Source organism: Paenibacillus chondroitinus NBRC 15376, assembly GCF_004000765.1.
Lineage (GTDB): Bacteria > Bacillota > Bacilli > Paenibacillales > NBRC-103111 > Paenibacillus_E > Paenibacillus_E chondroitinus.
On record NZ_BILW01000019.1, the window covers coordinates 1 to 26,189 of the forward strand.

General features: G+C 45.6%; 15 protein-coding genes. 1 reads left to right on the plus strand and 14 read right to left on the minus strand.

The window, feature by feature from the left end:
- Nucleotides 1-59: 59 nt before the first annotated feature.
- Nucleotides 60-1,616 (minus strand): bacteriocin maturation protein, encoded by a 1,557-nt coding sequence (locus PCH02S_RS20430; RefSeq protein ID WP_127455801.1) that lies wholly within the window; start codon nt 1,614-1,616, stop codon nt 60-62.
- Nucleotides 1,617-1,788: 172 nt separating this feature from the next.
- Between PCH02S_RS20430 and PCH02S_RS20435 the strand changes: the two genes are divergently transcribed.
- Complete coding sequence (locus PCH02S_RS20435; RefSeq protein WP_127455802.1) at nt 1,789-3,687, plus strand: TOMM precursor leader peptide-binding protein; 1,899 nt, start codon at nt 1,789-1,791, stop codon at nt 3,685-3,687.
- A 95-nt stretch (nt 3,688-3,782) separates the two neighbouring features.
- On the opposite strand, the gene PCH02S_RS20440 is transcribed toward PCH02S_RS20435, so the two are convergent.
- From PCH02S_RS20440 to PCH02S_RS20500, 13 genes are all read right to left on the minus strand, one after another.
- On the minus strand, nt 3,783-4,019 hold the full coding sequence (locus PCH02S_RS20440; protein WP_164819645.1) for a spore germination protein: 237 nt from the start codon (nt 4,017-4,019) through the stop codon (nt 3,783-3,785).
- A gap of 106 nt (nt 4,020-4,125) precedes the next feature.
- Complete coding sequence (locus tag PCH02S_RS20445; protein ID WP_127455804.1) at nt 4,126-5,388, minus strand: Gfo/Idh/MocA family protein; 1,263 nt, start codon at nt 5,386-5,388, stop codon at nt 4,126-4,128.
- Between the two features lie 31 nt (nt 5,389-5,419).
- On the minus strand, nt 5,420-6,310 hold the full coding sequence (locus tag PCH02S_RS20450) for a carbohydrate ABC transporter permease (protein ID WP_127455805.1): 891 nt from the start codon (nt 6,308-6,310) through the stop codon (nt 5,420-5,422).
- An 18-nt stretch (nt 6,311-6,328) separates the two neighbouring features.
- The gene (locus PCH02S_RS20455; RefSeq protein WP_127455806.1) at nt 6,329-7,219 is read right to left on the minus strand and encodes an ABC transporter permease; all 891 of its coding nucleotides are present in this window, start codon (nt 7,217-7,219) and stop codon (nt 6,329-6,331) included.
- Nucleotides 7,220-7,306: 87 nt separating this feature from the next.
- Nucleotides 7,307-9,025, minus strand: a complete 1,719-nt coding sequence (locus tag PCH02S_RS20460) for an extracellular solute-binding protein (protein ID WP_127455807.1) — start codon at nt 9,023-9,025, stop codon at nt 7,307-7,309.
- Between the two features lie 135 nt (nt 9,026-9,160).
- Nucleotides 9,161-10,471 (minus strand): response regulator transcription factor, encoded by a 1,311-nt coding sequence (locus tag PCH02S_RS20465; RefSeq protein WP_127455808.1) that lies wholly within the window; start codon nt 10,469-10,471, stop codon nt 9,161-9,163.
- Nucleotides 10,472-10,473: 2 nt separating this feature from the next.
- Complete coding sequence (locus PCH02S_RS20470; RefSeq protein WP_127455809.1) at nt 10,474-12,210, minus strand: sensor histidine kinase; 1,737 nt, start codon at nt 12,208-12,210, stop codon at nt 10,474-10,476.
- A 166-nt stretch (nt 12,211-12,376) separates the two neighbouring features.
- Nucleotides 12,377-17,374, minus strand: coding sequence for a golvesin C-terminal-like domain-containing protein (locus PCH02S_RS20475; RefSeq protein WP_127455810.1), 4,998 nt, complete (start codon nt 17,372-17,374; stop codon nt 12,377-12,379).
- A gap of 195 nt (nt 17,375-17,569) precedes the next feature.
- Nucleotides 17,570-18,787: a GDSL-type esterase/lipase family protein gene (locus tag PCH02S_RS20480; RefSeq protein WP_127455811.1), complete on the minus strand. Its 1,218-nt coding sequence runs from the start codon at nt 18,785-18,787 to the stop codon at nt 17,570-17,572.
- 17 nt (nt 18,788-18,804) lie between these two features.
- Nucleotides 18,805-21,021, minus strand: a complete 2,217-nt coding sequence (locus PCH02S_RS20485; RefSeq protein ID WP_127455812.1) for an FAD-dependent oxidoreductase — start codon at nt 21,019-21,021, stop codon at nt 18,805-18,807.
- A gap of 100 nt (nt 21,022-21,121) precedes the next feature.
- Complete coding sequence (locus PCH02S_RS20490; protein ID WP_246069185.1) at nt 21,122-22,741, minus strand: response regulator; 1,620 nt, start codon at nt 22,739-22,741, stop codon at nt 21,122-21,124.
- Nucleotides 22,738-24,483, minus strand: coding sequence for a sensor histidine kinase (locus PCH02S_RS20495; protein WP_127455814.1), 1,746 nt, complete (start codon nt 24,481-24,483; stop codon nt 22,738-22,740). Before PCH02S_RS20495 ends, PCH02S_RS20490 begins: the two co-directional genes overlap by 4 nt.
- Before the next feature lie 89 nt (nt 24,484-24,572).
- Nucleotides 24,573-26,159, minus strand: a complete 1,587-nt coding sequence (locus PCH02S_RS20500; RefSeq protein ID WP_127455815.1) for an extracellular solute-binding protein — start codon at nt 26,157-26,159, stop codon at nt 24,573-24,575.
- Nucleotides 26,160-26,189: the final 30 nt, after the last annotated feature.

Sequence of the window (26,189 nt, forward strand, 5' to 3'; positions counted from 1 at the left end):
TTTCGTATGGTAATTTCTTAGTCCAACACAATAAACAACAAGAAAAAACGGCCGCGAAATTAAATTCGGGGCCGTTTTTTCCCGTTGTTCCTAAGCAATATACCGAACACACCGGCTAATTCTTCTTTCAAAAACGGTTTTACGGCCAGATCCAAAACCAAGAGTTGCTTACGGTTCCGTTCCAAAACCTGTACAGCGGACTGAAGAATATCGGTGTTTGATGTTAGTTCACAGGCAGGGACTTCAACCATGAAAGGCAACTGTTCGGCTAGCTGTACAGCCGGTACCTCCAATACGTTTGATGTGGGGCAAGCAAGTTTGTTTTGTGCCTCCATCAAAGCCTGTTGTAATGCCCCCCGCAATGCCAGGGTTGCATTCAAGCCAACACAGCCATACCAACGATCAATTGTGCCGACCCACATCACAGGGAATCCACATACTTCTTCGCCTAAACCAATCATTGGCGCTCCCGTCATCGTTGTCAAAGCCTGTAAATAAAATCGACAGTGTTTATCTTCGATTGTAGACAAGTGTACTCGAGAGACAGATGGCAATTGATGGGCCTGTCGCTTGTCCAGCAGCTCGGCCAAGCTCTTTTGCAGCCCACGGCCAATCCCTTCTGCAAATGTTTCCCCTGCTCCAACGCCAATAAGTTCATCCTGAACGAGCAGACCGGCCATACGAGACACATATGCTTCAATCCCGGCCAGCCCTGCTTCCCGCCTGGCTCCCTCATGCGTCATATCTGCACAAATGATGTCTGTCAGAAGCCTGGCAGGCCCTCCCGATAGCGGATCGACGGCCTGAACACGACACTGAGCAAGCGGCAGCTGCTTCAAGTCTCCTTCCTCCCAAAGATGGAAAATCCCTGATTCCGCCGATGTCAGCCGGCCAAAGTAAGGAAGCAATCCGCCCTCACTTTGGTTTGATTTCCGTTCAAGCTGCAGCTCGAAATCGTGAATCCACTGGGCTGCGGCACGTCCGCTGACCAGTGGATGAGGCATGAACGAATGCCATTTTCCTTCCAATGTCTCGAGATTAAGCAGGAAGAATTGATTGCTTTGTTCCGCATCGAGCGCTCCTGTCATCTTTTGTAATAAGTGAAACACGATCACATTCGCTAACATCGCTCCTGCAGTAGAAGTAAAGGTATGCCGCTGAGCGTCTTTATAAATCGCTGACTCGTGAATGCTGCGAAACGCTGACTCCCAGCCTCCCTCATCGTCGGGATGCACAAGCGGACCCACAAGTCCCACCTGCTGCAGACCTGCTCCGGGAAGATACAGCTTCCTCTCCTCCCTGCAAATAGATTGAAGAAATCGCAGTTCCTCGATATTCCCCTCCTGTGTTACATACAATATGGCATCAAACGGCCTCAGTGCTTCTCGCCAACCATGATCTCCTTCCTTCTCAAGAACAACTTCCTCTATGGTTATCTCGGGGTCTATTTTACGCGTATGAGCCGCCAGATTTAACATCCGTTGCCGATCCGTCGGCATTGAGCCAGAGACTAATACATGAATCTTGGGCATTCCAGATGCTAGCAGCGCAGAAATGAGCGAAATCAAAAATGGACCAGAGCCGATCGCCAATACCTTGGGCCTGAAATTTGTCATTTTATTCCTCCTTTCTATTGCCCGATCTGTTCCAACCCTTCACTAGTAATTTTATGTACAGCTACTTGTCCCACATGATCCAAATCGCACATATATTCATTCTCACACAGATATACTGAAATCATCTTAAAGAAAGTGGTAAGCAACTCAACGTGAGAGGAGGTGAACGGGCATGCATGCTATCCTATCCGTTGTCGGGGAAGGTTTATTGGCCGACTGCGTTTACGGAGAACTATTGGACCGTTATGAGGTCGTTCGGCAGCCAGATTTCACTTCCGATATACCGAAAGCGGCGAAAATGGCGGTCGTGCTGCACGATGACTGGCCTTCCTCCGGATACTTCGAGGCTGAAGAAGTTCTACAGCAGGCCGGCATCCCTTGGTTGCGAGGCTTTCTTTCAAGGGATGAGGGCATCGTCGGTCCGCTCGTTCGTCCGAGCATGCCAGGATGCTCCCAGTGTGCGGATAACCGACGTTTCACGGCGTCGCCTGGGGATATGCAGCACGTCAGCTCTTCCCCTTCTGGAATCCGGCAAACAGCTCACTTGCTGATTGCAGAGATTGAGCGAGTGCTGCAGGGCAGCCCGGCCCACACGGAGCAGCATATGTATATCGTTAACCTGTTAACTCTGAATAACTCGCTCCATTTCATTCTGCCTGACCCGCTCTGTGAGGTGTGCGGCAGCTTGCCCGATGATTCATCGGCGGCGTCCAACATTTCGCTCAAGCCGAGACTTAAGACAAGCGCAGACAGTTACCGCAGCCGTCCAATGGATGACCTGAAGCTACATTTGGCTAAGGATTATCTAGACTCGCGAACCGGCGTTTTTAATGCCAAGATGCTTGACCTTGAGTCCCCGTTTGCCGGGGTGGGGGTTAATCTGCCATCATTTCTCATGGGAGATGAAATAACGGGAGGGCGCAGCTTTTCTTATGCGGAGAGCGCATTGACCGCGATCTTGGAAGGCTTGGAACGACTCTGCGGGATAACCCCCCGCGGTAAACGTACCGTAATCTACGAATGCTTCAACCATATTGCGGATCAAGCGCTTGATCCATTCACGGTTGGGTTATATTCGAAGAAACAGTACGCGCTGCCTGATTTTACGTTCGAACCGTTTGATCCCGACCTCCCGATCGATTGGGTATGGGGTTATTCGCTAGTTCGGGACTGCCCGATCCTTGTTCCGGAGAGTCTCGCTTATTACAGCTCGGGATTCGGCGGCGGATTTGTCCAGGAAGGCTCCAACGGGTGTGCGTTAGGCGGAAGCTTGGAGGAAGCGATCCTACATGGGATTTTGGAAGTGGCGGAGCGCGACTCGTTCCTGATGACCTGGTATGCACAGTTGCCAATCCCTCGCCTGGACCCCTATTCCGCTCATGATCAGGAACTGCTGCTCATGCTCGAAAGGCTGCGCGCAGTCGCTGGATACGACGTGCATTTGTTTAACATGACGATGGAGAACGGGATTCCGAGCATTTGGGCACTCGCGAAAAGCATCACCCCCGGGAAGATGAATCTTATCTGCGCAGCAGGAGCCCATTTGGATCCCGTGCGGGCTGCGAAAAGCGCCATTCACGAATTGGCCGGCAGATTGCTCTTCCTGCAAGAGAGATTCGAGGCCAACCTGGCACATGTCAAACAAATGCTGGACGATCCTTATCTCGTTTTGCAAATGGAGGATCATGCCCTGCTGTACGGTTTGCCGCAAGCCGAGGATCGGCTGCGATTTTTGCTGGACGGACAGCGTCCGCTCAGAACGTTTAACGAGGAGTTCAAGCGTAAGGCTAGCCATGCGGATCTGACCGATGATTTGAAGGACATGATCGAGGTATTTCGCCGCTTGAACCTCGATGTGATCGTGGTGGATCAGTCGTCGCCCGAAATACTGCGGAACGGGTTGCATTGCGTTAAAGTCTTGATTCCGGGAATGCTGCCAATGACATTCGGGCATCATTTGCAACGCTTGACGGGGCTGAAGAGAGTCCTTCAAGTGCCTGTGGAGCTTGGATATGCGAAAAAGCCCTTGAAGATCAGGCAGCTCAATCCGCATCCGCATCCATTTCTATAGGATGATAGGACGTGAAATTTTGCCTCTCGCGACAGCCGAATGCATACAAACAAAGGACTGCCACAAGGCAGCCCTTCTTAAGGTTTTTCTCACTTTCATTTTGATACTTTTCTTTTGAGCTTGGTTGAACTATTGTCAATTGGAGTTGAACCAAAAATCATGGTTATGTTAATAAATGAAACCGTCGTGGCATTGTCACCCGTAACGTCAATGCCTGAACCTCTGAAACTTCTGGATATTTCAGTCGGCGAAATATTAATCATATCGCCGTTGATGATGGTTCCTGAATTCGTGTCGATATTTAAGGCACCGATTATAGATTGTTTCCGCATCAACATCTCAGCCCCTTAATCTTCATCTTGTCCTTAGTATATGTGAACTTGACCATTTTGCTTGGTTGTGTGAACCTATCCAATACCTATTTTGCATAATCGGTCATTAAGCCTTTATTGACTCGACAAAAGCCTTCAGATCAATAACACTGTGTTCCACTCGTGCCTGCTCAGCGGCAAATGCCATCATATGGCTTTGTACAGAATGATAGGCTGACGTAAGTCCTTGGCTGTTGCCGTCCTCTCGAACCAGCTTGAGGAAATCTTTGATCAAACCCGTGTCACCGCCGCCGTGTCCAACATGGCCCCCGGCATCCTCGAAGGTAATTCGCTCCACCTTCCCGCTGCCGAAATGAATGACTTTGATTTCTTGCTTCTCCAGCGAACCGCGAATTTCGCCTTTTGTGCCCATAAGCTTAATGGTTCGGCTAACGTCCCTGGTGAACGCACTCATCGTGAATGCCGCTGTTGCGCCGCTTGCGAATTCTAAATTCACCAACTGATGGTCAACGACATCATTATCGCAATGATACACGCAGCGGCCATAAGGCCCTTCCTGCAGCGCTTTCAAGCGAGCCTCATAGCTGAGATCATCGCTAATTGCAGACGTAGGCCAATGCGTATTATCCGTCAAATACTGTTTTGGCGCATAGTAGAGACAGTCGTCCGCAACCGGGCAGCCATCCAGACAGCGAAGCGGTGCCCCCTTCGGCGCTTGATCGGAAGTAAAATGGGATAAAGAACCGAAGGAAGATACGCGTACGCAATCCGAGCCTGCCAACCATAGCAGGATGTCCAAGTCATGGCACGATTTGGCCAGAATCATCGGGCTGGAGTCCTCTTTTCTGCGCCAATTGCCTCGTACAAAGCTATGTGCTTGATGCCAGTAGCCCACATTTTCATTATGGGCAATCGACATAAGGTCCCCGATGGAACCGTTTTCTAACAACCCTTTGATAGTCGCAAAGAAATTCGTATATCTTAACACATGACAAATGGAAAAAACGCGGTTTGATTGAGCGGCGATCTCTCCCATCAACACGCATTCCTGCGCATCGGGTGACATCGGCTTTTCCAAAAGAACATGATAACCTGCCCTCAGAGCTTTAATCGTTGGTTCATAGTGCTGTTTATCCTGCGTACAGATCAATACAGCATCCGCAAGCTTTGGCGCAGCAAATAGATCATCCCAGCTCGCAAAACACAGGTCTTCCTGTAAACCATGCCTTGTTTTAAAATTCTCTCTGCGCTCCTGATTAGGTTCAGCTACAGCGGTAACCTCAAGCTCATGAGGATGCTGCAAGGCGTATTCCAGATAATTAACTCCTCTTAAACCTGCTCCAATTAGCGCAACTTTCACTTTTTTCATCTGCTACTGTCTCCCTTGAACGATTATTCGTTTACTCTTTAACGCTGCCGACCGTCATGCCTTTAACGAAATATTTTTGGGCAAAAGGATAGACAACCATAATCGGCAATGCTCCCATAAAAATTTGTGCTGTCCGAAGCGTCTTCTCGCTGAGATTTTCCATGGCTTTCAATTGCTCGGCAGAAACGGCTGTCATCTGCGAACTCATCGCTGTAATCAAGGTAGAAAGATACGTTTGCAGCGGGTAATTTTCAGGCGAATTCATATATAGGATGCCGTCGAACCAAGCGTTCCAATGTCCAACAATGGTAAACAACCCGATCGTAGCGATGGAAGGGAGCGAAACGGGCAAGTAAATCTGCCACAGCATCTTCCAATGGCCGGCTCCGTCAATCGTTGCCGCTTCTTCCATTTCTTTGGGAATCGTTCTGAAAAAGTTCAGCATGAGAATCATATTCCATACATTTAATGCGCCTGGTAAAATAAGCGCCCAGATCGAATCCATAATTCCTGTATTCTTCACAATGATATACGTCGGGATAAGTCCTCCGCCAAAAAACATGGTCACAGCGAAAAACCAAACATAAGGCGTTCGCCAAGCAAACTGATCTTGCGATTTGGAAAGAGGATACGCCGTAATGAACACAAGCAGCATATTCACTACGCTGCCTAGCGCAACCCGCTTCACGGATACCCACAGGGACCGGAAAAATTCCACCTTTTCTCCCAGATAGACATACGCATCCCAAGAAAAGCCGACAGGCCAAAGCTTCACTTCGCCAGCCATTGCTGCGGTATTCGAACTAAGCGAAACAGAAAGCAAATGTATAAAAGGTATAATACCTAATACGGTGATGAGAGTTAGCAACAGCACATTGAACACGACAAAAAGCTTCCTGCTTAACGATTGCTTATAGACCACAATACATCCTCCAACCGTCTAAAATATTCTGTAATTGTTGTATTTGTAGGCAGCATAGTAGGAAATAGAAACCAATCCTAAAGAAATGATAGATTTAAACAATCCGACAGCTGCTGCAGGCCCGAATTGCTGGCTGAACATCCCAAGCCGATAGACGAACGTATCGATAATATCCGATCCCTGGTACACAGTCGGGTTATACATGAGTAAAATTTGCTCGAAACCAGCATTTAAAATATTTCCTAAACTCAATACGCCGAGTAAAATGAGCATCGGCGCCAAACCCGGCAGCGTAATGTGAAGCATTTGCTTCCATTTTCCTCCTCCGTCCACTTCAGCCGCTTCGTATAGACTCATGTTAATGCCAGTGATAGCAGCCAACATGATGATCATGTTATAGCCCATTCCTTTCCAGACATCTGAGCCTATGATGATCCCTCTGAACCAATCGTTGTTGAGCATAAACAAGATTGGCTTTAAGCCCATCAACGATATCAAACCGTTAACGGGTCCATTTAAGGAGAACAGTTCAATAATAACGCCCCCCAGTACTGTCCATGAAAGAAAGAAGGGCAAAAATATGCTCGATTGAATCAAGCCCGCAAACCATTTCTTCGTAATCTCATTCAACAGCAGCGCAAGGATAAGAGGCACAAGCAGAAATAAAATCATTTTGAATATAGAGATCAGAAGGGTGTTCCATAGAACTTGATTGAAATCCGGTAAATGAAACACATAGGTAAAGTTGTCAAATCCGACCCATTTCGATTTGAAGAATCCAGATAACGGTTCAAAATTTTGAAAAGCCATGATGATGCCCGCCATTGGACCATAAGCATATATAAGCGTCAAGATAACTCCCGGCACTAGCATGAGATGCAGCGGGAAATCTCTGCGTAATGTTCGCATTGTAGAATGCTCCTCCTTTTCCTAAGTGTGTAGAAATAGAGCGGGAGAAGTTATTAACCCGTAACTTCCCCCGCAATATCAACTCCTTTATTTTTTAACAGTGTTATACCACTCATTAACTTCTTTCGTAATTTGGTCTCCGCCCAGCGTCTTCCAACTGGCTACAAACTTATCGAACTCGTCCAGCGAACCGCCTAACACAATCTTCGTAAATGATTCCGACATTAACTTATCCAACTGGCCGCCTTTTTCGACTTGCGTCGGGGTAGGAACACTGTAAAACTCGTTGTTAACGAACGCTTTATTTTCGCGAATCTGACGCGTCAGCCCCCAGCCGCCTTCTTTGGCTGCACGACTGTAGTACTGCCCCCAATTTACGCCTTTGCTTGCATTCGTCGTATTGTTAGCGAGGAAGTCCTGCGTTGCTTTGAAGACGTCGGCTACGTTTTTGTAATTTTCGTCATCGAGCGCAATCTCATTTTGTTTGGCATCGAGCGCCTTGTTGACTTCGGTGTAGATCGTATCGATCTGAGCCGGATTGTAGATCCTCGGATTAAACCAGTTATAAACATAACCATTCTCCGCTTTATTTTTCTCGATGTATTTCTTTTTGCCCATTTCAATGTAGAAATTGATCATTTTAATAGCAGCTTCCGGATTTTTCGCATTCTTATTGACAGCAAATACTTTATTGCTGCGCAGTGTAGGAACAAGCGACTTCCCAGGCTTTCCATCCAGCGAAGGGATTTGAAGCGCGATCCAGTTTGCATTTGGATCTTTGTCCACATTCAAGTTAAGCGGCCAGTTCGGGTACCACCATTCGCCGTAAGATATCCCTACTTTGCCAGCCGTGATATCTTCAACCGCTTTATTCTCATCCTTCAGCGCAAACTCTTTATCGAAAATGCCCTTCTGATACCATGACTGCATCCTAGCCAGTGCATTCTTCACTTCAGGTTGAATAAGTCCCGGGACTAACTTGCCATCTGCGCCTTTGATCCAAGCGGACTGATTATCGCCGACAGAAGGGTAAGCCCCGAAGCCATTAAATAAACCTCTAACATCAAATCCCCAGAAGAAAAAGTTCTTTTGCATCGCGATGCCATAGGTATCGTTTTTCCCATTCTTGTCCGGGTCGCCTTTAACAAAAGCTTCAGCGACTTTCTCTAGTTCATCAATCGATTTGGGTGGCTGAAGCTTCAAATTGTCCAACCAGTCCTTCCGAATCCAAAGCAGCTGCGTTGACAGGAAGGGATCTTCGAAAGCAGGAATACCCAGCTGCTTGCCTTCTGAGCTGAACGTTTTCATGGCGAATCCGCCGTCGGACTCCATATACTTTTTGAGCGCAGGAGATGCGTATTGTTTGTAAGCTTCCGTCAAATCAGCAAGCATGCCCTGTTTCTTTAACTTCTCATAATTTTTCTGATCGAGTTCCAGAATGTCGGGCAGATCTCCTGAAGCCATAGATAGAGCAAACTTCTGCTCAAACTGACTTGAAGGAACGGTCCATTTATATTTAACCTCAATATTCGTCATCTCTTTCAAATCTTTAAAATAAGCGTTCTTATCAGGTGTAATCCCTTGCAGTGTTCTTGGATCTTCCGGCGGGTTGAATCCAAGTACTTGTGTAACCGTTACGGGTTCAGCATACTTGCCTAATGGATCTTGCGCAGAACCCGTACTTGTGCCAGCTGTCGCTTGCGCAGGAGAACTCGGTTTGTCGCCAACTTGATTGCTGCAAGCGGTCAACAGCGAGAGGGCCATCCCTCCTGTCAGAAGCAGCTTCACTTTTTGATTACTTGTCATAGTAAACGCTTTCCCCCTTTAATTCGCAATAGGTTTTCATTTGTTTCCCTACGTTTTTATTGTAAAGGTAAACGGAGAAAGCAAACAATTTCAATTCTTTTACATTGCTTTCACTTTATTTACTTCTTGTTTCACTTATTGTAAATTGCGAAATTCTTGCGGTGAAGTTCCCGTCATTTTCTTGAAAAACGTCGTGAAATAAGAAGGCGAATCGAAACCTAACTTGGATGCGATCTCGTTCAATTTCATCTGCGGATTGGCCATCATCGCAATTGCTGATTCCAGCTTGATCGATTGAATATACTCCATCAGATTGCGGCCTGTAATTTGTTTATAATAGCGGGATAAATAGGAGGGATTAAAGTGCACCTCTGCGGCAATGGCCGTAAGCGATAAATCTCCCGAAAGCTGATTCTGGATATAGTGATGAATTTGTTCAATCAGCAGCATTTGAGAGGACATCATCTCCGCCTTCATGCCCAGATCAAGAACAACCATCTCTTGTCCCAGCTGAAATCTCTTGAGAATATTCGTGCGGGCAGCCTCTACTTGCTCATGAAGATCATCCCACTCATCTACTAGATTGCCTGATACCGCAAACGAGACGGAAACATCCAAATTTTCTTCACAGTCATTCTGCACCGCTTCCAGAATACTTTTCATATATCCAACAATGCCCTGCCAATCCACTTCATGATCCTCTACCGTGAACCGGGCTATTAATTCATGATGGGGTTGAAGCAGCCAAACCAGCGTGTTTGCATCATAAATGGTTTGTTCTCCCTGAATCGAAACCGGCAGATGCGTGTCGAAAGTCTGTTGCACCGCTTGCAGCAGCTTCGATTTATGTGCGGGAGATTGCTCCTCCAGACGGTTAATTTGTCCTGCTATAAAAAAGGCTGGCTGTTCTATCTGTATACGAAATTCCACCTCTGCGTATCGAGCATTTGCAAGAAGCAAAGTCACCGGCTCACCTAGCAGCAAAGCTTCCAGCATTTCTTTTTTGAGCAGTGGCTCAGCGAATTGAGCATGCATCAGCGCTTTTTCCTCCAACATATGATGGCGATTCTCCTGCTCTAATTTATCGATTGCTCTCTTAACAGCCTCAAAGATAGGGTCGATCCCTTCTGTCTTCAGAATATAATTCTCCACATTCTTACGAATGGCTTCGTAGACATAGTCGAATTCACTGTAACCCGTCAGCAAAATAATTCGGCAAGAAGGCCAATAATACACGATATCGTCCATTAACTGAAGACCGCTCTTTTGGGGCATTCGAATATCGCTAACCACGACATCCAGCTTCGTTTTTCTAGCAATTTCAAGTGCTTCTCTCGCTGAATAAGCTTTGCAAACCTCAAGTTCGAAATCTGCTTTTTCCTGAAAAAGCAGTGCCAGACCATTAACAATAGCCGGCTCGTCATCCACAATAAGCAGTCGGTACATGATTACCTCTCCTTGATAAAGTTTATTATTAGATCTACTCGTAAGCCTCCGTGTTGGCTGCGGGAGACGAATACACCGCTGCCCGCCCCATATTTCAGTTGAAGTCTGACGTTTACATTCGTCATTCCCGTCTTCTCTTTTTGCTCCGCACTGCTCGCAAGTTTTGTGCGCAATTGCTCAAGCTTATCATCTGTTAGCGACTTCCCGTTATCTTCCACCGTAACACGTATGCCTTGCTCCCGGTAATCAACATTGAGGTAGACGATTCCCTGCATCGTTCCGTCTTCAAAGGCATGCTCAAATACATTCTCTACAATGGGTTGAATAATCAGTCGAGGTACCAGTACCGACTGTACGGGATGCGTCATTTCTACATATTCATAGCGAATGCGATTCGAAAACCGGATACACTGAATTTCGCAATAATCAAGCGCATGTCGATACTCCTTAAATAAAGGCACCTCATCGGACCCGCTCCTCGTGATGTACTGATAATAACTCCCAAGCTTCTGTGAAAGCTCAGCAGCGGTATCCGAGTCCCCCGTTTTACACATCATGTAAATATTAAAGAAACTGTTATATAGAAAATGCGGGTTAATCTGCGATTGCAGCTGTTTCAATTCAGAATGCTGGAGAGCGATTTTCTGTTCATAATTTTCCTCTATGGAGCGCTTCAATCGATTCGCCATCCGGTTAAAACTGTTAAATAAATAATGGAACTCATCTTTGCGCTTTGACTCAATACTCAAATTCAAATTATCCGTTTCAATCATTTGAAACGCCTTGGTCAGCTTAGAAAGCGGCTTATGAATCATGAAGTGGATCGAGAAAGAATAAAGAAGAAGCACCGTAATGGTGATAGCAAAAATCGCATAAAACCAGGTAGTAAACTGGCTCAGCTTGCTTGTAAGTTCATTCTGATTGACATACATCACCAGCGACAAATTTAATGAACTGACTTGACTGTGCGTGATGAAATAGCTTGTGCCATTTATTTTCTGAATGATGGGTTTGTTCGCATTACGTTCACTCTGTTCCTCGACCAGCGACAGCACCGTAGGGATAACATCCGTGTCTTTTGTGGTAGCGAGTATACTTCCCAGTTTCTCTTCTCCCAGCAGTACTGCTGACTTCTGGTATAACGCCGCAATTTGGTTCAAGGCCGCCAATAACTTGCTTTTAGAAATTTCAATATAAGACATTATGCCTGAATTGTTTTCGCTTTCAATAAATAACATGCGATCTCCCAGTCTATAGAAAGACGGCTTTGGGGTGGTTTCCATTAACGTCGAGATCATCCTGAATGTCTCATTCGGCGTACTCTCAACACCGTTCATCATGGATATGATTTTGCCCACCGACTTAATATACACCCCTGCATCGACCACATAATTGCTTGAGCTTTGCAGCGTAAGCAAGCTGTCTTTTACTTGATCGATTAGTTGGACCTCTTCAAAATTCTCAATTGTGCCGCCTACGAAACTGAGCTTCTGCAGATCGCGGTTGTTCATGAACAGCAGCTGCTGGTTCCGAATAAAATATAACTCATTGTCGATCTGCTTCGAATAAAAGGACGCGCCGGCCACCGCCGATTCGGATATTTCCTCCTTAACAAAAGCTAGCCCTTTGTAATTCACCCCTATATTCATGACGACCAAAGGAATAAGCAACACGATAAACACGATCACAATCTTCTGATAGACGAGCCATCTGGATCTGCCAGCAGCCTGCAGCTTCATTTCATACCCCCAGCCTTATTGTTAAGAAATGTATGTCTTACATTATCATACGTTTTTATGTATCTATCAACAGGCAGTCGAAATTGTGTTGTTAACAAAAAAACCGAAAGTCTGAGAGATACCTACTCATACTTTCGGTTTTTTATTTAATTGGTGAGCTGAAGGATTACCGTTCAAACTTGACTGCATCAACCCTCGTATAAATCATATCAGCAGGAAGGGTTGGCGGATCTACCGTAGTTGGAGTCTCCCTAGTTAAACGAACATACTCGCTGCCGTCTCCTGTAAAGTCGAACGTTCCAAGATTAACCCACCCCGACGAGCCGACTGTCGCATCGATATACGTGACCTCGGTAACGGACTGATGCTTCACTTCCACTTTGACATGATTATCGTTTGCCGTTGTATGGACGATCTTGTAGATGGAGACCGTATATCTCCCTTCTGGTAGCTGGGCTTTCCAAGTGGCCGATGATCCTTGAACGGTAGAATAACGTGATTTAACACCAATTTTGTAGCCAGCTAAATTACTTTGGCTCCAAGACCCTTCCGTCGTGTATAATCCCGTCGTATCCGTGCTGTCGACGATAACCGTCAGATCCTTAATCGTTACAGCCAAAGTTGGTGTTGTTAAGGTCACTCCATTCAACGTAACTGTGGCCCACACCGTGATGTGGTCTGTGACTCCATCTAGGCTTCGAAGGGTCAACACGCCATTGCTGTCAATTTCAGCTAGATCCGTTCTATCAACGAAATACTGCACATTGGCATGGCTCAGATCACCGATCAGTCCGTTGTCCAAATAACCGGCTACACTCAGTTGAGCAGCTTGAGTCATTTGCAATTCGTCCCTATTCGACTTGATGACCACCGACTCTAATAGGAGCGTCTTATTAGGGTCCACCCACATCATGGCATCTGCAATTACCCGTGACTTGTTGGCCTTATTGGTTAGTTCGACATACCCGCTATCCCCTGATGCAAAAGGATAGGCGCCAAGGAACACCCACGTTCCATCGGCCTTTGACTCATCAACGGTAACCGTCTCAGAGCCTCCGCTATAATGAACAGTAAATAAGGCATTGGTTGCCCAATTTTCGCTTGAGACTGTTATTTGCGGCAGCTTGTAATACACGCTATAGGTGACACTTTCAGGAAGATCTGGTCGCCAGGCAATTTTGCTTGTTGCTGTACCCGCTGTCGATTTGGCATATACATAGTTATCGTAATAGTAGTCATTGGCCGTTGTATCTCGTATCCAGACGCCTTCCAAATCAGCCTCCGTATTATCCACAATGATGGATGACCCTTGCTGCCAAGCCGGTTGGACTGGCGTTGCCCCTACCTGATCAGGCAGATATAACGTCCGCTTGCGGGTCTGTTTGCCGTCGGATTCCACATAATAAGTGAAAGTTTGGGATAAATCATTTACCCGTATCGACCATTCCATCGGATAAATCGTATCTGGAACGGTCGTGTACGTGACACCGCCATCCAAAGAGTAATGGATTGTCGCTGGCTTTGTCGTTTTCGCCTCCACATAAGCATCGTAGGACGTTTCGTCAGGCTTGACGATTAGCATGCCCTTAACAGCATCTATAGGACTGTGGACGTCGAAGAAATAACTTGCATCCGATGTATCGGCCGTTCTAACCCGGTGCAACGGCACATCAATGTCTAGCCCCTCCACAATGATAGCTGTTATTCCCTTGCTTGAAACTGTGGCCTGTATGATTCCGTCACTCATAACGGCTTGCACGGGTGTCCCGTTATCGCGAATGATGGTTACGTTATAAACTTGTGCTGGGTTGAACCCGACCATTTGTGCATTCAATTCGATTGGAGTCTGTACCTCAACCTGGGATTCATTGCTTAAACTGATGTAGAATTTATTTCCGCTTTCTCCCGTTATCCAGTTCAATTGAGGATGGTTAGTCTGGATAATTCCTTTGGGCATCCAGAGCCACACGTTCGAATTGCCGTAAAATTGACCTGGTTTATTGCCATAAAGATGATATTTGAACCATAAAAAATTAGTTTCAAATACGGACGGGAAGGCGATACTCCCATTTGATTTCAGCGATTGTTCACTGATCAGATAATCCATTGTTTGCCCCAGCTGCGCTGGCATATGGTGATAATAGATGGATGTAGCCCCGCTTGGTCCTTTCAAAGGAAAATCAGGCTCCAGTTGGCTAACAGCGAAGCCCTTATAGTAATAACCCGGATAGCTGGAATATCGTCCGATGACCGCATTATGAGCGATATCCTGCAGCAGTTTATCGCCTGTATAGAGCGATAATCTCAGCATGAATGGAGCCTCCTGAGCATTCATCCGATAATAGCCGGTTGTACTTCCCGCTTCAAATGTCAACCCGTTGGGTGAAACAAGCCAACTGTCCGCTTGTACGCCCCCAGCTACATCTTCAGGGAGCTTGCTCCTAGGATATGCGTATTTACCACTTTCCGGCCAATGGAACGATTCCGCGTAATTATACGTCTCCGGCTGCGGTATCGTAACGGTGCCTTCAGGAACCGGACGAGCAACGAACATGGTAACGTACTGCTTCGCTTCCTTGTACGCGGCATTCAAGTATTTGGGATCCTTCGTTTCTTCGTAAAGCTCCAGGATCTCCATCCACAGCTTGCCATAATAATAAATAAACTCATTTTTACTTACGTTTACAGATGCAGGTGTATCGATATTTTGAGCGATATAGCTGTCAGCTGCATCCTTGGCAGCCTGTAAATACTGTGTATCCCCCGTCATCCGATACATCATAAGAGGTTGAATGACCGGCCCCCGATCTTTCTGATCAGGATCTCGCACAAGGTACTCTTCCTGCCCCAACGCCCCAATTCCTGCCGAAGTGCCCAGCATTTGATTGACAGCGGCTACGCTTGAAACATCGAATGGCAAGGTTGCCATTTTCCATAATGACGGCACGCCGTATATCGGCTTCTGCGTTGGCGACCAACCAATCCCATTTCGCGAGACACCGTACTCGATGGACGGTAATGCCCTCGTATCGTAAAGCTGATTGTCCCCCGTCAGATAGTAGGCCCCTAGAAGAGCCGCATTCGATGTTGTTCGAACGCTATCCTCGTTCTCGATATCAATGAAGCCCTTTGCTCGCTTCCACCAGCCGCTGGGCGACGGAACGTAATTAACAGAGTCATCCCCTTGCGGTTCGATCTTGAGCAAATCGATCATATTGAACATCGCATCTGTAAGTGACTGATCTGCGACATTTTCCCTGTATGCTGAATAACCGTATTCACTGCGGAGAATATCTTCGTAGGCCTTATACAGACTGCTGTTTTGAGCAATTAGCCCCATATGGAACTGATACGTGCTTTCCGCGGTCATCTGCGAGTAAGTCCCTAGTTGCGGCGCATAAAGAATCGGCTGCACAGTGCCTTCGTTGTTGACAAGACTCATGCCAAGCCGTTGTTGGGTAACGCCTCCTGTCGGTTCAAACTCGACGTGGAGCTCCTCCGACGGTACAAATATCCCATAGGACAAAGCGTCCCCCGCTCCGTCGTTCTTCTCAACCAAACTCATCGGAGCGCTTAGCTCCCTCAAACTTGTTGATTCAACCGATCCTACCATTTTGGCATGTGATCTGAAGCCATTTAACACTTCATTAACTCCAGAGGCTAACTCTGTTGTGAAAGATTGATAACCAATGACATAATTCCCATTCCGTCGTGGAGTAAAAGAAAAGGAAACATCAGGTCTGTCCCCAGACAGGGACCAGTTCACTTGTAAACCGTAATCGCTTCCATGCAAAGAATCGGTTAATACGGCAGTATGGCTATCAGGAAAATTGATCCCATCGAATGTAATCCACCTTTTGTTCATCGTATCGTAGTAATTGGTTCGACTCCCTGCATTCCCGTCCAACAAAACCCATTGTTCTTCAAGTCTTTCTGCCACATGATTGATTGCCACCCAATTCCCTGTATCCGTGTCCTTGTAGAATAGATCACGAACAATGGATTTGCCTCCATCCCAAGCAGCTTCATAGAAAGTCGCCTTATAGTTTGCATTCTCGATGCTGCCTTTTTCCGTATAACTGAGATTCGCCAATGTGCGGCTGCGCAGCGGGGGCAACGGTGGAGCTTGCTGCCGAATATTCCCTTCGAACTTGACGCTATCTGCCCGCGTAATGATGGTTCCCGTCGTAGGCTGCGTTCGAGTCAGTCTGACAAATTCGGTATCATTACCGCTAAAAACATACTCCCCCAAATCAACCCATCCAACAGCTGGGCCAGATGAGGGCCTGAGATCCATAAACATGACATCCGTAATCCCATTGTGCACAATTTCGATTTTTACATTACTATCTGCTTTATCCGCCCAATTAAGCTTGTTGAACGATATTCTCGCCGTTCCTGCTTCCAATCGCGGATTCCATGTGATGCTTCTTCCCACGGCATCCGTATAACTGGAACTGGAATTATTATACCCCTTCACTCCTGTACTCGTGCTCCAATAGGGAGCTGAGTATCCGTTAGTCTTGTTATCCACATCAGTGGTGACGACTCCATCAATTGTGATACTTCCATCATCAATAATGATTGTCTTATGAGGCTCTCTCTGCTGAATATTCCCCTCAAACTTAACCGCATCCGCGCGCGTAAGTATCGTGCTAGAGCTGCCGGTAGACCGGGTCAATTTAACGAATTCTTCACCTGTCCCGGAAAAATAGTACTCTCCCAGGTCAACCCATCCTGCTGGAGCTCCGAATGAAGGCCTAAGATCTATAAATTGAACATCTGTCATACCATTATGCACAATTTCGATTTTCACATTGCTATCCGCTTTATCCGCCCAATCAAGCTTGTAAAATGATATTCTCGCTGTTCCTGCTTCCAATCGCGGATTCCACGATATGGTTCTGCCTGCTGTACTTGTATATTTGGAACTGGAATTATCGTACCCCTTCACCCCTGTACTTGTAGTCCAATTCGGAGCCGAGTATCCATTGCTCTCATTATCTGCATCAGGAGTCATAACACCATCAATTGTGATACTCCCGTCATCGATGATAATTGTCTTGTACGGTAAGGTCTCCGCATTAGCGCTCCTTATTCCAACTAAACTTAAAGGAACGATCAACGCCATGATGAAAATAAAGAAAAACAGTTTCCTTTTCACCAGATCACTCACATCCTCTCTCTTAAATTGATTGCGCTTTCAAAAAAGTAATCACCTCCGTCTTTTTATCATAACAGGCCACATCACCCTGAAATTTCTTTGATTTCAAGAATTTCTTATAAGATTTTAAGTAAAAAAAACTACATAGCATTAGGCTGCTCAACAGCCGTCAGATGCCATGTAGGTCTTTCGAGGTTATACCGGCGGCTGCACCACCAACAATTTCCCAAGCTGGATCACCGTTTGGTTGTACCAATCCAGATGTTGCTGAACATGCTCTCTACTTCGTTCATTGCCAGATGCTTCAAACACAGCCGCTTTGTCTGTCTTCTCATTATCGATTTCAAAGCGAACCGTATGGTTCCCATTCGGAAGCTCCGGCAAGAAAACATACTGATTCCGATTATGGTCGTTATACGGTGTAAATCTGTCGACAAGGAAGGGTTCCCCTCTATCTACCGTCACCTTCAACCTGCCGGAATCAGGTCCTCCGATATCGAACAGTCCAATGTGTGTGCCTTGGAACTGCACCGTGATAGCCTCTCCAGGATCGACTGCTCGCCAAAGTCCGGGAAATAACCAATCGTACTTGCGAGCCAGCGCAAAATCATCAGGAGTCACGAAGGACCATCCTGCCGATAAATGGGCATGGCCATCCAGCGACAGCATTGCGGCGTACTCCCATGGATTGGCTGGGACCAGAGGGTTCTGAGGCAGGTTATGTTCAACACTGCCCGAAAGAACCCCGAGTGCACGAATCCGCTCAAATGACCGAGTAATCGTATCTGTGTAAATCCGGTGCCCCTCGGGAATGATCGGATGGATCGCGTCATGCGTAAAAACAATGACCCCGGGAATGGAATCTCCTGACTCTCCTGACCTTGAAGTGAACATTAACTTTCCCTCCGACACCAATTGACTGACCGCTACACCCAGATGAATCGAAGGAATACCGTAATAATCGGCCACTTCTTCTTGCATAAGAGCTCCCTTTTGGTACTCCCCAGACTGAAATCCTGCTACATCTCGCTCCTTCAACGTATAAACAAACAGGATATCTATAAATCGGCTCCGCTTGCGAATTTGACGGACAATTCCTTCAATTCGCGCCTTGGACTCGGGTACTCCGCCATCGTTACCGACAAACTCCACAAATACGAGATCAGGTTGATGACGAAGCACATCCGTCTCCAAACGGGCGCAGGCCAAATCCGATCCAGTTCCGTCAATGCCTGCATTCACAGAGCGGATATCTGCTTTGGGATATTGTCCCCGAAGCCAATCCGCCGTCATGACTCTATATCCTTCAGAACGCGTATTACTGCCGCCAAAATAGACGATTGTTACCGCTTCTCCATTTGCCAACTTCTGAATGACATTAGGCAACCCTTTTCGAGGGAATAATTCCTGCATCGCGACTTCACCTGGCCTCACTGATCATTTTTAGGAGCATACAATTTAACAGCAAACACTTCATAATAAGGCGTACCGTATGTAGCACGGAAATCGAATCGGATTCGGGAGACACAATTCGCATCCACTTTATGTTTATTCAACGTGAGATAATTTCCACGGATACTGATTTTCCTCTCGGTTCCGTCTTCTAAGGTTAAGGTCACATCATAGTCTTGGATAAGGGACTCAATCGGGTCGTCAAAATGCTCTAAGTCCAGCTGTGAATTGAAAACAAGATGGATTTCCTCCAGATTTTTAGTACTTGCAAAACTGAATTCCAACCACTCCTGCTCCTCCGTACATTTGGAAATCCAGCCGTTCGGCAGACCATAAGGTCTGGAGTAGCCATTGACGACATTCTCGGGATTATACATATTTTGGTATGGCAGCAGGTCCTTAAAGCAAATGTTCTTGTTGAATTTCTTCAGCCTAGACGGCTCTTCCGGCCTATAATGAAAGCTGACCGCTCCAGTAAGTTTCTCTTCATTACCGTATACGGCAAGCCTCTCTGTTCCTTCAAGTACAATGTAGATTTTGTCGTCCGCCGGCTTCGCACAGCCCAAGTTCAACGTAATCCAATCGTCATGACCAGCTGCAATAGCCAAGCTGTAGTCTTTCAACGGGCTAGTCGGAATATAGTTTTCCTTCCGTTCTCCACCAAACAACTTCACATGCAGCGTTAGCGAATGTTCGGAACTGTTTTTAATTTTGACCCGTACGCTTTCCGCCTCGGATGTCTGAATCGGCAAGACCAAACATAATCCTTGGTCCAAGGGAATCGCTTCGGTTGGATGAACATTGTCATAGCTGCGCTGAGACGAGGAACGAATATGTAATCCATCAGCGAAATAAGGATCTAACTCCTCTTTAAGCCCTACTATCGTTTGTCCGTCTCGAAGCAGCAGCCCCTGCAGCTCTCCCATATGAGCTCGGACGATGTCTGCGGGGTCTACCTCATATTTCAAGCATAACACAGCCGCGGTTCCAACTGCCTGCCCCATGCAACCGCAGGTTGCCATTACCCTTGTCGATCCGAAAGCAACATGGGTAGCACTTATATTGCGGCCAGCGAACATGAGGTTAGGTATATTTTGCGAAAATAAACTCCGGAACGGAATATTGTACAAGCCAGGCACGAAATTCCACGCTGTAGCCGGTCCCTCATCGTAGATGCCCTTGGCAGCATGTAAATCCATATACCAGCCCCCAACGGATACAGCATCTTCGAAATGCGGCTTCGCTGTAAGATCGTTTTGAGATAACATGTATTTCCCAATAAATCGCCTGGATTCCCGTTTTCCCGGAATCGGGCATACATAATCCAAGATGAGATTGTCTACATCATCAAATTCACCGCTATTTTTGATATAATCCCAAATTCCGTAAACCAATTTCCGCAGCTCTAATGCAATGTCTTCATTGTTTGTAATAACATCCATGTGCCCGCCGTATTCCAGCCACCATAATCCGCCGAGTCCGTTGATTTTTCTAGGAAAAGCCCGATGGTTCAAGCCTTTTCTGATACTATCAAAAAAGGGCAACTTCGTAATATCATACGCAAAGCCAGGCCTCTTGTACGGAACGTGATACTCTACATCGCGTGCTTGGAAAAGGATCGTGTCTCCCATGGTGTAGTGATCCGCCACTTCAGGAGCCAAGTCCTCCTTGTATTCATGCTTCGCTTCTCTTCCCCATCGAAAGAGAGCACCTGCTTGATATCCGACAACCCCGTCTCCAGAGCAATTGATGTAGGTTCGGCTTTCAAAACGGAATTTCCTTTCAGAAGCCAGTTGCAAGCCTTCAACCCACTTAATTCTGCCGTTCACCATTCCCGTTTCATGCACGCATGTATTCAGAAATAGAGAAATGTTAGGTTCATCATAGACCATATCCAACAAGACCGTATCCGAAAGCGAAAGCATAAGCTTTTTGTTATATAGCGGATTATAGTGGAAAATTTTCAACTTGAGCTCTTCCACTAACCCGCCCTCACGCGCATAATAGGATGGACTTTTGCCGAGATAGGCCGACCCGTTGATATGAACCCTAACCTCGCTGCTGGCATTTCCCCCAAGAACCGGTCGATCATTGATAAGTGCAACTTGCAGCCCTTGACGAGCGGCAGCAATGGCGGCGCACAGCCCAGCAATTCCTCCGCCAACGACGGTTACATCCGCTTTAATTAGCTCCATTTTGATAACCTCCATGATAAGATACATCTATCATGGTAGTTCTTTTAAACCCTGTTTTTTTACATGATTTCGCGAAAAATTCATACATTTTTTTGCAAACTCATTTGGATTCATACCGTGTTATTTTTATCCGATATTGCTTAGGTGTATCACCCGTATATTCTTTAAACAGTTTGCAAAAATACCCTTCATTGACAATGCCTACTTCCTCGCACAATTCCATTAATGAATAATCCTGAACATGTAACAACTCGAGAGCCAATTGTATTTTTTTGCGGTTGATGTAACTAATAACGCCTTCGTTCATTGTTTTTTTGAAAAGACTGCTAAAATACGACGGAGCTAAATTCACTTCCTCGGCAATAGCCTCTAACGTTAAACGCTGTTTCAGGTTTTTCTCAATAAATCGCATGGCTCCCATAATTTCTGCCCGGTGCAAGAGTTGACCAGCGTGTACATATTCGTATGTAAAGTCGCTAATATAGGCTAGTTGCTCCCGAAATGCCATAAATTCCATGGGAAACTCCGCTACATCCTTGTTCTGCGTGCTCCCTGATCTAAATTTCGCAATAATGTCTCTGTAGAAGTCTCGAAGCATAGGAGCCATGATGGACTTATGGATTTTATGATCCGTAGCACATTGGTTTAAATCAGCAAATTCTTTCTCCAGCTCCTCCTTGGCAACCTGTCTGTGCACCCATGCAAGAAAATCAGCCAGTTTCTGCTGAAAGTCATCTCTACTATCATTACGATAATGGAACCGATGTGTAGGCGTTTTGACTACTTTATCTGCATGATAATAGAAATCCTCACTTACATTTTGAGCTTCCGTGTAGGCTTGTTTAATGGTCTCCCAACCTCGATGCGGACTGCCAAAAGCTACAGATACCTTTTGATTCAAATACTGATGCAAATGGGAAACGATCTGCCCTCCTAATAGCTGGCAAGCATATTCCGTATCCATCTCACTACGATTATTTTCCCAGGAAAGAAAACCAATAAACCGATTATCGGATAGATCCGTAGCTACACCAGTGCCGCAATTCATCAGCGTTTCTTCGATGACATTCGTAATTGCATATTTCAAGATGTTTTGGTCAACCGCAGAATATTCATTTCGAAAACTTTCATACTGATTCATTTCAACAATAAAGCAGCAATAGTTGGCTTGAAAGAAATGAAACTGCATACGATTGGCGAAATCCGATGCCCGATGAGAAGGTATTTCGCCTCTGACCAGTTCGTTAAAAAACTGTTTGCGGACTCTATATTTATTTTCAAGAACGGAAATGTTTAAAGATTGAAATTCTTCTTCTTTTCTCTTCACCTCATCCAAAATTCCAGCTGCCTTATTCAAAGCTCGATGCAAAATTGCTTCATTTAACGGAACCTTGACAATGTAATCCAATACATTGGCATGAATAGCTCGCTGTGCGTACTCGAAAGATGAATAGGCGGTCAAAAGAATGTATTGGGTATGAGGCAGCTCCGGCTTTAATTGCTCAATCATGGATATCCCATCCATTCGCGGCATCACGATATCGGTTATTACAATATCCGGTTTTAACTTCAAGATTTCCTCTATCCCCTGCTGCCCATTCATCGCTTTTCCCACTAACTGGAATCGGCGTTCCTTAGGAGAGAGCTCTCTAAAAAAAAGTTCCAATCGTTGAATGATTAGATCTTCATCGTCAACGATGAAGCAAGTGTAGTCTCTCACCCACATACATCTCCTTTAAATAAATCTACCGGGAATACGGCACGGACACAGGTTGTTTCCTTCGGGATGCTTATGATTTGGAGCCCGAACTGCTCCCCATAGTGAAGTCTTATTCGACCATGAATATTGTTTAACCCGATTCTTTTCCTTTTTACTTCCAGATCACTCGGTTCTGCCGTTAAAATATGCTTGGTTTTATCTGCTGGAATTCCCTCGCCTTGATCAATGACCTCTATCATGACGATGTTGCCTTTCCTGTAAGCATGAATCGTAATCGAACCTTCGATTCCTCCACCGTTATAGCCATGGAAGATACTATTCTCTACAATAGGCTGCAGCAGCATTCGAAAAACCGGAAAGTCCATTAACCCATCTTCAATATGCTCAATTAACTGAAAATGCCTGTTATAACGGATGTTCTGAATCGCGATATAGTCCGATACATTTTGCAACTCCTGACGTAATGAAACCTTCTCCGAAGCATCGGCGATCCCGTATTCCAATATTGAAATGAGAGACCCGATCACCACATCTACTTTTTCTATTTGTCCGAGGTGTATGACATTGCTGATAGCTCCAAGCGTATTATAAAGAAAATGAGGGTTTATTTGAGATTGCAGCACTTGGATTTCCAGCTTTCGCTCAAGTTCATTATGAAGCTCTCCTCGCCGAATCAGTTCCACAATTTGCTGCAGCATTCGGTCGAAAGCACGGGAAAGGTCACCGAATTCATCGTTTCGCTTGATGGTAACTCTCGTTGTCAGATCGCCTTGCTCTACCCGCTTCATTTTTGTTTTGAGCGTATAGAGCGGATTCCTGATATATTTGGCAATAAAAAAAGAAATGAACAAACTTAAGAGAAAACCTGCAACTAGAAGCACGATGTAATAGGCCTCCAATCTGGACAGCGCAGCTTCCAGACGAGATTCATCGTTAATCGAAATGATGGACCAATTGAATTTCTCCGTCGGTTTCTTCAGAATAGAGACTGGTAAGCCCTCTTTTGTATGCAGTTGAAGGCTTGTTCCCGACGTATCGAGAATTTGTTCCGCCGACGTTTCCCCAATTGAAAACGTATGATCTTGAATACTCAGGGGACCTCTATTTTCCGAAAATCCAGCAATAATTTTGCCCGATGAGGTGATCAGAGCGAGATTCATTTGTTCTTTTTTATTAATCTTGAACAAGGTTTCTTCAATGGCATTTAGATCCAAATCGACCGCAATGGCCAGAGGAGAAGGAGAGCCGTTCAGATATCGAACCATCGTAACGGTCCAGCCGGAATACTTAGATTTATAAGGATCACTGACAAATGTAGTTCTTCGGTTCTTGTCGGCCGCATCAAACAAAGGTTCTCTGTCCGATAAAGGTTCATCAAAAATCCGCGTAGCCATACTTCCACCTAGAATGGATAAATCACTTTTGATCAAGTAAATGTTACTCACATAATTACTGTTTAGTTCATATAACTCTCTTAATTGCTTTTTAATCACTTCCGTATTGTCAATGTTTGCTTTCACTGATGTTTCAACCGAGAACAAGATTGTCTGGAACGAAGAAAAATTAACCGTCAAATACTGGTCAACTTTGTCCAATATTTGGTTCGTGTAATAAATATCGTTGGTTCTTATTTCCTTTTGAACATAGCGATAGGACAATTGACTTATCAAGATGATGCAGCTTAATACAAATGCAAACACAATTAAAAATAGTTTTAAAGGCAAGCTGATTCTACGTCGCATCGGCCATCTTCCTTTTAAATCCAGATTAAACTAAGCATAGCATAGGACGACAAAGAGAGGGGCTGTTTATCGCCACTCTCTTTGTTTATTTACTTGATTAAGCCTGCTTCTTTAAATTGCTTAACTGCTGTATCCTTATATTTTTGCATATCAAACTTGGTATCCAATGTTTTGAGGAAATTATCCCAGTTGGTTAGAGGGTCTTTGCCCGACATAAATTTCACTAAGCTTTCATTAATGAAACGTGTGCGGTCAGCTGCCAAGGTATCGCTAGGGTCGGCAGTCAATAAATTTCCGGGTAAAGTAAGACCTACATATTGCTGATTGTTCGTGAACGCCTCTGTCGTCTTCGGATTCTGGAAGCTGAAGTACTCGGCATCATCGCCTCGGCGCGGCATTCTATAATGATCGACCCATAGGTACTTTTCTTTCATTTCTTTGGATAATTCAGAGGTTTTATTTTTGATCTTGCCGTCTACGATATCCCAATGAATCCCTTTAATTCCGTAGGCAAAATTCGGATAGGCTTCTTTGTCCGTAAAGAGATATTCCAGCATAGACAAGATCCGAATGATTTTGTCCTTGTCCGCTTTCTTGGAAATAGCCCATGAATTGCCTTGGAACGATTTTCTCTCCACGATTTGATCACCGTAGGGCCCTTTCATTGGAGGAATGACGATCCATTCCGGTATCTCTCCGCCGATTTCTTTCATCTTCTGCTGATAATCAGGTTCCAATCTGCGGGCATCTCTGATCATGAAGCCAACTTTACCTTTATATAACTTTTGGTCTAACAAATCTGGTGTAGTCATCGTCACCCAGTCGGGGTCGACAACTTTCGCTGTCATCATTTTATTGATGTAAGCGAGCGCTTCTTTCATTTTGGGATCGATAAAAAGGAATACGGGTTTATTGTCTTTCACTTCAATGGCGGAAGGCGGATTAACGCCAAACATCCACATCAAGCTATCGAAGCCGTAGGTTTGCAGATTGCCTTCTTTATTCATACCGCCTATGAATCCGTACGTATCGTTTTTGCCGTTTCCATCCGGATCTTTCTCCGTAAAGGCTTTCATGACTTCGAATAGCTCGTCTGGGGTTGTCGGCACTTTCATATTCAGCTTTTTCAGCCAATCGTTGCGGATAAAGAAGCTTCGACTGATACCGTTTACATTATCATAACCCGGAACGCCAATAGTTTTTCCTAGATATGACGTCGCATCCCAGGAGTCTTTACCGAAACGCTTCTGCAATTCAGGAAATTGATCCAAGTATGGCGTCAAATCCGCAAGAACACCTTGATCATAATATTGCGCGAGATCAGCTCGACTCTTCAAGAAAAGCAAATCGGGAATATCCCCGCCCGCAATGAGCGTATTCAGTTTGGTTGTCGCTTGCCCGGCTTGAGGAACCATCATATCCAAATCGATGTTCACCGCCTTCTCCAACATTTGACGTTGAATATCTTCCTCACGTGGAGGTATCGGTGCGGCAGCATTGAAAGTACCTTGGTTAAACATCGTAATTTTCATTTTGGTCGCGAACTTGTTAGACTCGGATTGAGAGCTGCTCGAAGCTCCTGGCTTAATTCCTTCTTTGTCCGTACATGCTGACAATAGCGCTCCCAGCCCTACGATTGCAGCCAGAACCGTAAATGAAACCTTTTTAAGTTGCATATTGACCTCTCCTTTTACTTGTATATATAA